The following is a 1,252-nucleotide window of genomic DNA, read 5'->3' as shown; positions in this document are numbered from 1 at the left end:
GTCGGCTGGAACTCGGACTACATCGCCAGCGTGATCCGGCGCGACACCGGCTTCGTGGTGATCATCGACCTGGCCCGGCTGCTGTCGTCCACCGAGATGGCGACGCTCGCCGCCGTGCCGCCCGCCCCACGCGCCGCCTGAACGATCGGGAGGCGGGAACGTCCCGCCTCCCCCGACGCACCCGTCCGTGCCGGACGACCGGCCGGGAGGATCGCCGACGTGAACGCGACATTCGTCCCGGCCCCGTCCGACGATCATCCGATCTCCATCGTCGCCGCCGCGCTGCCGCGTGGTGCAGCGGCTGCCACTCCGCAAACCGAAGAGTTGGATCGATGAACATGTCACTGAAGGTCAAACTGGCGGTCGGCTTCGGCCTCCTGATCGTGCTCATGGCCGCGCTCGGCACCTTCTCGCTCATGCAGATGGGCGCGGTGAACGGCAAGGCCGTCGACATCGCCACCAACTGGATGCCGAGCGTCGACACCTCGAACCGCATCAACACGGCCACGTCCGACTTCCGGATCTCCGAGCTCCAGCACGTCATCGCCCAGGACGAGGCGGGCATGAAGAAGTGGCACGGCGAGCAGACCAGACTGCTCGACGAGATCACCGGACTTCAGACGGCCTACGAGAAGCTGATCGCGTCGGCCGAGGAGCGCGCCATCTACGACGGCTTCCGCGGCAAGTGGAAGGAATATCTGCGCTTCCACGAGAAGGCCTTCGAATTCGCGGCGCGAAACGAGACCGAGAAGGCGATGGCCATCTACAACGGCGACGGCATGAAGGCCTATGACGACGCCACCGACTTCCTCGGCAAGCTGGTCACCTACAACAGCAAGAACGGCACCGCCGCCGCCGACGAAGGCACCGCCATCTACGCTTCGGCCAAGCTGTTCGTGATGAGCGGCATCGGCCTCTGCGTCCTGCTCGGCTTCGGCATCGCCTTCTACATCGTCCGCGACATCCTCAAGACGCTCGGCGGCGAACCGGACTACACCCGTCAGGTGGTCCGCAACATCGCCGACGGCGACCTGACCGTCGAGGTGAAGGTCCGCAAGGGTGACGAGACCAGCCTGATCGCCGCGGTCAGCCAGATGGTGGAGCGGCTCCGCGCGGTGGTCGGCGACGTCTCGATCGCCTCCGACAACGTCTCCTCGGGTTCGCAGCAGCTCTCGGCGGCCTCCGAGCAGATCGCGCAGGGTGCGAGCGAACAGGCCTCGGCCGCCGAGGAAGCCTCCTCGTCGATGGAGGA

The 1,252-nt window shown here is 66.5% G+C and carries 1 protein-coding gene and 1 pseudogene; both read left to right on the top strand.

What is annotated here, in order from left to right; all coding sequences use genetic code 11:
• A pseudogene (locus ACT541_RS20700) lies at positions 1-141 on the top strand (chemotaxis protein CheW); the annotation flags it as partial.
• Positions 142-332: 191 nt separating this feature from the next.
• The coding region (locus tag ACT541_RS20695; RefSeq protein ID WP_476139323.1) for an MCP four helix bundle domain-containing protein at positions 333-1,252 on the top strand (920 nt) is incomplete at its 3' end.

The sequence above is a fragment of the Pinisolibacter sp. DMC100 genome (genome assembly GCF_056313705.1).
Note: the sequence above shows the minus strand (reverse complement) of the source record. Positions and strands in the feature narration are given on the sequence as shown.